Source organism: Actinoplanes sp. NPDC048791 (genome assembly GCF_040650095.1).
Classification (GTDB): Bacteria; Actinomycetota; Actinomycetes; order Mycobacteriales; family Micromonosporaceae; genus Actinoplanes.
This window is the reverse complement of sequence record NZ_JBEZGQ010000406.1, coordinates 1-7091: the sequence shown is the minus strand read 5'-3', so window position 1 is coordinate 7091 and position 7091 is coordinate 1. Positions and strand designations below refer to the sequence as shown.

The 7091-nt window shown below is 72.0% G+C and carries 9 protein-coding genes and 2 pseudogenes; 9 read left to right on the top strand and 2 right to left on the bottom strand.

Annotation, left to right across the window (positions count from 1 at the left end):
• The 5 genes and pseudogenes from AB0C29_RS26080 to AB0C29_RS26060 all read left to right on the top strand — a co-directional run.
• Positions 1-766: pseudogene (locus AB0C29_RS26080) on the top strand (hypothetical protein); the annotation flags it as partial.
• Positions 767-924: 158 nt separating this feature from the next.
• Positions 925-1074, top strand: a complete 150-nt coding sequence (locus AB0C29_RS26075) for a hypothetical protein (RefSeq protein ID WP_360825067.1) — start codon at positions 925-927, stop codon at positions 1072-1074.
• A gap of 111 nt (positions 1075-1185) precedes the next feature.
• Positions 1186-1518, top strand: a complete 333-nt coding sequence (locus AB0C29_RS26070) for a hypothetical protein (RefSeq protein WP_360825064.1) — start codon at positions 1186-1188, stop codon at positions 1516-1518.
• Positions 1519-1757: 239 nt separating this feature from the next.
• The gene (locus tag AB0C29_RS26065; RefSeq protein WP_360825061.1) at positions 1758-2990 is read left to right on the top strand and encodes a glycosyltransferase; all 1233 of its coding nucleotides are present in this window, start codon (positions 1758-1760) and stop codon (positions 2988-2990) included.
• A gap of 17 nt (positions 2991-3007) precedes the next feature.
• The gene (locus AB0C29_RS26060) at positions 3008-3169 is read left to right on the top strand and encodes a hypothetical protein (RefSeq protein ID WP_360825058.1); all 162 of its coding nucleotides are present in this window, start codon (positions 3008-3010) and stop codon (positions 3167-3169) included.
• Positions 3170-3282: 113 nt separating this feature from the next.
• Here AB0C29_RS26060 and AB0C29_RS26055 read toward each other — a convergent pair whose 3' ends face one another.
• Positions 3283-3747 (bottom strand): MarR family transcriptional regulator, encoded by a 465-nt coding sequence (locus AB0C29_RS26055; RefSeq protein ID WP_360825055.1) that lies wholly within the window; start codon positions 3745-3747, stop codon positions 3283-3285.
• Positions 3748-3850: 103 nt separating this feature from the next.
• Between AB0C29_RS26055 and AB0C29_RS26050 the strand changes: the two genes are divergently transcribed.
• Both AB0C29_RS26050 and AB0C29_RS26045 read left to right on the top strand, forming a co-directional pair.
• Positions 3851-4087: a hypothetical protein gene (locus AB0C29_RS26050; protein WP_360825052.1), complete on the top strand. Its 237-nt coding sequence runs from the start codon at positions 3851-3853 to the stop codon at positions 4085-4087.
• 183 nt (positions 4088-4270) lie between these two features.
• Entirely contained in the window at positions 4271-5176 is a 906-nt protein-coding gene (locus tag AB0C29_RS26045; protein ID WP_360825049.1) for an alpha/beta hydrolase, read from the top strand.
• 64 nt (positions 5177-5240) lie between these two features.
• On the opposite strand, the gene AB0C29_RS26040 is transcribed toward AB0C29_RS26045, so the two are convergent.
• Positions 5241-6248, bottom strand: coding sequence for an NADP-dependent oxidoreductase (locus AB0C29_RS26040; RefSeq protein WP_360825046.1), 1008 nt, complete (start codon positions 6246-6248; stop codon positions 5241-5243).
• A gap of 59 nt (positions 6249-6307) precedes the next feature.
• On the opposite strand from AB0C29_RS26040, the gene AB0C29_RS26035 reads away from it, so the two are divergent.
• A complete protein-coding gene (locus AB0C29_RS26035; RefSeq protein ID WP_360542521.1) occupies positions 6308-6832 on the top strand; it encodes a TetR/AcrR family transcriptional regulator in 525 nt (174 codons plus the stop codon).
• Positions 6833-6859: 27 nt separating this feature from the next.
• Positions 6860-7091, top strand: a pseudogene (locus AB0C29_RS26030) (phosphotransferase); the annotation flags it as partial.

Genomic DNA, 7091 nt, shown 5'->3' with positions numbered 1-7091 from the left:
CGACACCGCGGCGGCGCTGGGCCTGGCGGAACGGCAGTTCCCGACGGCCGAGACCGGGCGGCGGGTGGTGGTGCTCTACACGACGGCGGCCGACGCGGGCGGCGAGCGGGCGGAGGTGCTGGCCGGCCGGTTCCGGGCGAGCGGCACGATCCTGGTCGTGGTGGGCACGGCCGCCGGGGGCTCGTACTGGGCGAGCGCGGCGGCGGGCACCGGAGGCTTCTTCGCGCCGGCGGGCGATCCGGTGGTGATTCCCGCGCTGGATCAGGTGACGACCACGCTCCGGGGGCGACATCTGATCCGCTTCCCGACCCCAGCGTCGTTGCCGGCGACGGTTTCCGTCCGCGTTGATGCGGGCGACCTCGAACTCGCCGGTGACGCGGTGGTGCCGGCGCCGGTGGCCCGGCCGCCTGTGGCGGATCGCCCTTGGACCGCGGTGGTCCTGGGCTCGGTCGCGGCCGGCCTAACGGTCGCGATTGTGGCGATGCTCTGGTGGCGGCGACGCCGATCCCGGCCGCGATCGGCGACCGCTCAGGACCGGAAATCCCACCCCGACCCACCGCCCGCCCGACACCCGGCAGCGCCATCCGCGGTCGCCCGCGAGCCTGGCCCGGACGTAACAGCGGCCGGGGAACCGACGGCCGTCAACCACCTGCCGGCGCCGCCGCCCGGGGTGGTCCGGGGGCGGGCCAGGGTGCCGGGAGCTGTGGCCCGTGGCCGGGCCGAGGTGCCGCCGAGTTCCCGGGCCGATGAGCGGGACCAGAGATGACAGATCGCCACGGCCCTGCGCTGAGCACGGAAAACCGGCAAGATCGGGTTGTGGACCTGTTCGCGGAGTCGGGGCGGCCGGAGTCGGGGCGGCCAGAGTCGGGGCGGCCGGCGAAGAAGCCGTGCGCCCGGTGCGGGCATCCCACCCGGGTGGACCGGATGATCCACGGTTTCGGCGAGGACTGCGCGCTCAAGCTCGGGCTCGTCGTCGCGGTTCCGCGGCTGCGTACCGATGAGCAGACCGGCACGGATCTGCTCGATCTGCTGGCCGAGGAGCCGGACGACTGCTGCGACGGCTGGGACCGCTGACAACCCGTACGGGTGAATCGCCGGTGTTTGGATGATCTCTGCGTTTTTGCCCCGGTGATGGCGGGGATCCCGTGGTCACCGAAGTGGACGAACGCCTCAGAGGAGACCACGATGACGACCTCCCCCATCACCGGTAGCCACGCCACCACCGGACTGCTGGCCGACGCCGACCGTGACACCCGGCACTACGCCCGCCCGGCGCACGGTGACGAGACCAAGCCGTCCTGGAAGACCACGGAACTGTTCGTGTATCTCGCCGCGGTCGCCGGCGTCCTGCTCGCCTCGCAGCTCGTCGGCGACCGTGGTGTCAACGACGGCAGCGACTACTTCGCCGCCGACAAGGCCTGGTGGTACGTCACCCTGCTGACCATCGGTTACCTGCTCAGCCGCGGTCTGGCCAAGTCCGGCACGCGCAGCCGCGACGCCGACCCGCGTACCCGGTAGGCGTCCGCAGGCCCGGACCGACACAGAGCCGGCCCCGCCGGACCGCCGCGGCTTCCCCCGACCGTGCGGCGGTCCAGCGGGGCCTTGTCGTGCCCGCCGACCGGGCATATCGGACCGTACCGGCGCATGTCGACCGGGCCACTCATCACTGCGGCCCTGAGCCCCTCAGCCGACCCGGCGGATCACGACCCCCTACGCCTGATGCGCGACAGAGGCCATCGCGCTTACGTTCTGTCTCGATGATCATCGACAGGCCTCGGACCAGCGACTACGCCCGCCAGGGCCGTGAACCCGGCGTCGTGCGGACCCGCGTCAGCCCGCGGCGCAACCCGGGCGAGCAGACCCGGCGCGTGCCGTTGCCGGTCCGTACGCCGCTCGTCGTCGCCATCGTCCCGGCCTACAACGAGGCCGCCTCCATCACGGCCACCGTACGGGCCCTGCGCGAGCAGTGGGCGCCGCGCCTCGACGAGATCATCGTCGTCCCGAACAACTGCACCGACGACACCGCCCGGCGCGCCCGGGCCGCGGGCGCCACGGTGCTGGCGTTCCCCGGCGTCAACGTCCACAAGAAAGCCGGCGCCCTGAACTGGGCGATCACCAGACTGCTGCCGCGGCTGCGCGACGAGGACCAGATCCTGGTCACCGACGCCGACAGCATGCTGGACCCGGACTTCACCCAGCACGCCCGCCGGGCCCTGCTGCGCCCGCAGCTCAACGGGCACCGCCGGTCGCGCCGCCGCCGGCCCGAGGTGGGCGCGGTGTGCGCCTGCTTCCGCACCGACCTGGGACCGACGAGCCTGCTGGCCCGCCTGCAACGCAACGAGTACGAACGCTTCGCCCGCCAGATCGGCCGCGGCGGCGACAACGCCCTGGTGCTGTCCGGGGTGGCCACCCTCTTCGACGTCGCCGCGGTCCGGGCCGTCATCGCCGCCCGCGGCCGGCGCCTGCCCGGCCATCCCGGCGAGTTCTACCACCGCGACACCGCCACCGAGGACATCGAGCTGACCTTCGCCTTCCGGGCGCTGGGCTACCGGCCGATGGCCCCCGCCTCCGCCCGCGCGGTCACCGACATCATGCCGACCTGGAAGGCACTGAAGGACCAGCGGTTGCGCTGGCAGCGCGGCATGCTCGACAGCCTGCGCATCTACGGCCTCACCCGGGCGACCGCCGCGGACCTGGGCCGGCAACTGGCCATCTACGCGGGCTCCCTGATGGCGCCCGCCTACCTGCTGTTCCTGCTGGTGACGATGCTGGGCTACGGCGCGGTGCCGTTCTCCTGGAAGTGGGCGCCGCTCACCCTCGTGTTCGTCGCGGAACGGGTGTGGACAGTGCGCCGCAACCGCCCGTCGGACCTGCTGCTGGCAGCGGTCCTGCTGCCCGAATGGGCCTACGAACAGTGGCGGTCGGGGGTGTACTGGCTGGCGGTCTGGAAGACCTTGCGCGGCTCCCGCCGCGAATGGATCAACGTCTGATTCCCGGGGAGAACATCATGTACGGACAGGTTGCCGGTGGCAGCGCGACGGTCGGGGGCGGGGCGCTCGCTCTGACCGGCTTCAACACGGTGTGGACGCTGGTCGCGGGCGTCACGCTGATGGTGGCCGGCCTGGCGGTCATGCGCCTGGTCCCGAAGCGGCGCCGGGTACGCGGCTGACCGTCGCCGAGTTGTCCGCGGCCCCTGCTTCCGCCCGGGACAGGGGCCGCGGCCCTGCCCGGGTCAGGGACGGCGGCCCACGGCCAAGTCAGGAACGGCGGCCCACGGCCGGGTCAGGAGGGGCTGGGCTCGATCGGGCGGGCGGCGGCGATCACCCGGGTGAGGGCCGCGTGCAGGCTCCGCAGTTCCTCGATCGGCATGCCGAGGCGCTGCACCACAGCCGGCGGGATCTGCTCGGCCTGGCTCCGCAGCGCCTGCCCGGCGGGCGTGAGCGTCACCGCCAGGCTGCGCTCGTCGGCCGGGTCCCGCTCCCGGCGCAGGTAGCCGATCGCCTCCAGCCGCTTCAGCAGCGGAGACAGCGTGCCCGGGTCGAGCTGCAGCAGCCCGCTGAGCTCGCGCACCGACAGCGGGGCGTGCTGCCACAACGCCAGCATCACCAGGTATTGCGGGTGGGTCAGGCCCATCGGCTCCAGCAACGGCCGGTAGACGGCCACCACGCCGCGGGCGGCGACGGACAGCGCGAAACAGACCTGCTGTTCCAGGGCCAGCGGGTCCTCGGTGTCGACCGGGTCACTCATGCGCGTTCTCCTCAGCTCCATGGTTAGACTACCAATAGTTGGTGTACAAACCATTGGTGTGGCAATGATCTATCGGGGCCGCGAGGCCGGAAGGGGCGAGGGCATGCCGAAGGATGCGAACGGCCGGAGCGGCAACCGGCTCGTGCGGTGGTTCCACGAGACGTTCGACAACTGGTTCTTCCGGTCCATGATCGGGCCGGCGCAGACCCGCAACGCCGTGCACGGCGCCGAGGCGTATGCCCGCGAGCAGTGGAAGCTCGACCTCGAGGCCCGCAAGCGCTACACCCGTGAGCAGCGCGAGCGCAGGCGTCAGGCCCGTGAGACGGGGCGCAGCGACTGAACCATCGAGGGTTCGTCATATCGGCGAAACATGATGACAGTGGGATTACCGGCGAGTAACCAATGTGACAGAGCATTGATCTGCCTCGATGGCGAGGCCGCCGGAACGTCCGTCCCCACGGGCCAACCCCGCGCTGCCGGACGACGTCGGTGAGTTCCTTCCCCACCCTAGGGAGCTCCGGACATGCGAAATCCCGCCAAGCACCTGCTCGCCGCCGCCACCCTCACCGCCGCCCTCATCACCGCCCCAGCCGGCCCAGCCCTCGCGGCCGGCCCGAACCTCGCCGCCGAGACCGCCCGAGCCCTCGCGGCCAACCCGTACGAGCGGGGACCCGCTCCCACCGTGGCCAGCATCGAGGCCACCCGCGGCTCGTTCGCCATCGCCCAGACCGCCGTGGCCCGCTCCAGCGTCTCCGGCTTCGGCGGCGGGACCATCTACTACCCGACCGACACCACCGCCGGCACCTTCGGCGCGGTCGCGGTCTCCCCCGGCTTCACCGCCTCGCAGTCCAGCGTCGCCTGGTACGGCCCCCGCCTCGCCTCGCAGGGCTTCGTGGTCATCACCATCGACACACTCAGCGTCTACGACCAGCCGGCCAGCCGCGGCACCCAGTTGCTGGCCGCACTCGACTACCTGACCCGCACCAGCTCAGTACGCACCCGGATCGACGCGAGCCGGCTCGGGGTCATGGGCCACTCGATGGGTGGCGGCGGCAGCCTCTCCGCCTCGCGGACCCGTCCGCAGCTGCAGGCGTCCATTCCGCTGACGCCGTACCACTCCACCAAGAACTGGTCGTCGGACACCGTGCCGACCCTGATCATCGGGGCCGAGAACGACACCGTGGCACCGGTGGCGTCGCACTCGGAGCCGTTCTACACCAGCTTGCCGAGCAGCTCGGACAAGGCGTACCTGGAGCTGAACAACGCCTCGCACTCGGCGCCGACCTCGGCCAACGTGACCATCGCGAAGTACAGCATCTCGTGGCTCAAGCGGTTCATCGACAACGACACCCGCTACGAGCAGTTCCTCTGCCCGGCGCCGAGCGGCTCGGCGATCCAGGAGTACCGCGACACCTGCCCGCACTCCTAGAGATCCCCGGACCGGACAGCGGCCCGCCACCGGAACGCCGGTGGCGGGCCTGCTGGAAAGTGGATCAGGCGATCTTGACGAGGACCTTGCCCAGGCCGTCGCCGCGCAGCATGGCCAGGAAGGCCTCCGGGGCCTGGTCCAGCCCCTCGTACACGGTCTCGTGGTGCCGGATGCGGCCGTCGGCGACCAGCGGCGCCATCTCCTCGATGAACGCGCCCCGCAGGTCACCGTGGTCGCGGACCAGCATGCCGCGCATGGTGAGCCGCTTGCCGATGAGCATGGCCAGGTTGCGCGGCGCCGGGGTCGGCTCGGTGGCGTTGTAGACGCTGATCATGCCGCAGATGGTGATCCGGCCGTGCACGTTCAGCGCCGAGATGGCCGCCTCGAGGTGGTCGCCGCCGACGTTGTCGAAGTACACGTCGATGCCGTCCGGCGCGGCCCGCTTGAGCTGCTCGCGGATCGGCCCGTCGTGGTAGTCGAACGCGTCGTCGAAGCCCAGCTCGTCCTTGAGGAAAGCCACCTTGGCCGCCGACCCGGCGCTGCCGATGACCTTGGCGGCGCCCCGGTGTCGGGCCAGCTGCCCGACGACCTGGCCGACCGCGCCGGCGGCGCTGGAGACGAAGACGACATCGCCGGGCTTGAACTCGGCGGTGCGCAGCAGACCCGCGTACGCGGTCAGCCCGGTCATGCCCAGCACCCCGAGGTACGCCCCCAGCGGCGCCCGGGACGGGTCGATCTTCGCGGCGGAGCGGGCGTCCACCAAGGCGTACTCGCGCCAGCCGAGCCCGTGCAGCACGGTGTCACCGGGCTTGAACCCGTCGACGGTCGACTCGACGACCTCGCCGAGCGCCCCGCCCTCCAGCGCCTCGCCGACCGTGAACGGCGCCACGTACGACTTGCGGTCGTCCATCCGCCCGCGCATGTACGGGTCGACGCTCATCAGCAGGTTGCGCACCAGCAGCTGACCGGGCGCCGGGTCGGCCACCTCGACGCGGGTGAACTCGAAGGTCTCGGCGGTGGGCCAGCCGTGCGGGCGGGCCGCCAGGCGTACCTCGGTGGAGTGGACGGACACTGGCCCTCCCGGAGATCGCGAATGTATACACTGCGCACATTAGGAAGGCGGTGTGTGCAGTGTCAACTTCGCGTCCCTATCATCACGGCGATCTCCGGGCCGCCCTGCTCGACGCCGCGCTGGAGCTGCTGGAGGAGGACGAGACGTTCTCGCTGCGCGCGGTGGCGCGGCGGGCGGGTGTCTCGCCCAACGCCCCGTACCGGCACTACGCGGACAAGGAGGCCCTGCTCGCCGCGCTGGCGACGTACGGCTTCGCCCAGCTCGCGGACCGCCTCGAAGCCGCCGCCGAACTGACCGACATGGCCGAGCAGTACGTGGCGTTCGCCCTCGCCCACCCCGGCCTGTTCCGGCTGATGTACGGCCGGCCCACCGCCAACGCCGCCTCCGCACGCACCGCGGAGATTCTGGCCAGCCGGCTCGCCGCCCCGGCCCTGCAGATCGGCGCCTGGGCGATGGTGCACGGCCTGGCGGTCCTGCTCCTCGACGGCAAGCTGACCTGCCCCGACCCGGCCCAGCTGGTACGGACCACGGTGGCGGCCGCCCTGACTCCCGCGGCTCCGGCCGGAAAACGGCTCGACAGCTGATCGCCCGGTGCGGTGTGCTGACCCGCGATGATCGACGAAGAACTGGCCCGGCGCCTGGTGGACACGCAGTTCCCGCAATGGTCCGCACGGCCGCTGCGGCTGGTCGACCCGGCCGGCTCCGACCACGTCATCTACCGGCTGGGTGACGAGCTGGCCGTCCGGCTGCCGCGGCACAGCGACGCGGCCGGGCAGGTCGGCAAGGAACTGCGCTGGCTGCCCCGGCTGGCCCCGCACCTGCCCCTGCGGACCCCGTCGCCGG

Bases quoted from the DNA above. Each gene is read 5' to 3' on its own strand.
- AB0C29_RS26050 (WP_360825052.1), top strand. From the start codon at position 3,851: ATGCCGAAGGATGCGAACGGCCGGAGCGGCAACCGGCTCGTGCGGTGG.
- AB0C29_RS26055 (WP_360825055.1), bottom strand. From the start codon at position 3,747: ATGAGTGACCCGGTCGACACCGAGGACCCGCTGGCCCTGGAACAGCAG.
- AB0C29_RS26065 (WP_360825061.1), top strand. From the start codon at position 1,758: ATGATCATCGACAGGCCTCGGACCAGCGACTACGCCCGCCAGGGCCGT.
- AB0C29_RS26070 (WP_360825064.1), top strand. From the start codon at position 1,186: ATGACGACCTCCCCCATCACCGGTAGCCACGCCACCACCGGACTGCTG.
- AB0C29_RS26060 (WP_360825058.1), top strand. From the start codon at position 3,008: ATGTACGGACAGGTTGCCGGTGGCAGCGCGACGGTCGGGGGCGGGGCG.
- AB0C29_RS26045 (WP_360825049.1), top strand. From the start codon at position 4,271: ATGCGAAATCCCGCCAAGCACCTGCTCGCCGCCGCCACCCTCACCGCC.
- AB0C29_RS26075 (WP_360825067.1), top strand. From the start codon at position 925: ATGATCCACGGTTTCGGCGAGGACTGCGCGCTCAAGCTCGGGCTCGTC.